The sequence below is a fragment of the Flagellimonas marinaquae genome (assembly GCF_003992675.1).
GTDB lineage: Bacteria > Bacteroidota > Bacteroidia > Flavobacteriales > Flavobacteriaceae > Flagellimonas > Flagellimonas marinaquae.
This window is the reverse complement of sequence record NZ_RZMZ01000001.1, coordinates 1-594: the sequence shown is the minus strand read 5'-3', so window position 1 is coordinate 594 and position 594 is coordinate 1. Positions and strand designations below refer to the sequence as shown.

General features: G+C 47.8%; 1 protein-coding gene. It reads left to right on the top strand.

The window, feature by feature from the left end:
• On the top strand, window positions 1–594 hold a 594-nt coding region (locus tag EO130_RS15360), incomplete at both ends, for a hypothetical protein (RefSeq protein ID WP_164732847.1).

The following is a 594-nucleotide window of genomic DNA, read 5'->3' as shown; positions in this document are numbered from 1 at the left end:
ATTTCGACGGACAGTGGAGCAGCCTGACAGGTATTCCAGCAGACTTCGCCGATAACGTTGACAATGTTGACGACGCCGATTCAGTTGTGGGCAACGAGTACAACACGGGTAGTTCCATAACCGATGGTGTTTTGGGCATCACGGATGGCGGCGGAACTGAACAAGTGGATCTGATCAGTAACGATGCCAACAACAATATAACCTTTGGTTCCGATGGGGCACTTTACCTGAACGTAGCTTCGGTAAGCATAGCGGAGACCATTACAAACCTATCCGATAACAATAACGGTACCTTTACCTATATCAATGAAAATGGGGTGTCCCAGACCATAAACAAGTCAGCGATTACGGACAACCTCGATGGAACCTATACATTCGACAATGGCAATGGTTCGCCGATTACATTTATCGGGACCGATAACGATACCCAATTGACCGACGCTCAGGTAGCAACAGCGGTGAACAACGAGTTCCCGAATTTGGATACCGATAGCACGGATGACTTTTCAGGTGATTTTGGAGATTTGACCAATGTTCCTGCAAATCTGGATTTGGATGCCACCGACGATTTCGACGGACAGTGGAGCAGCTTGA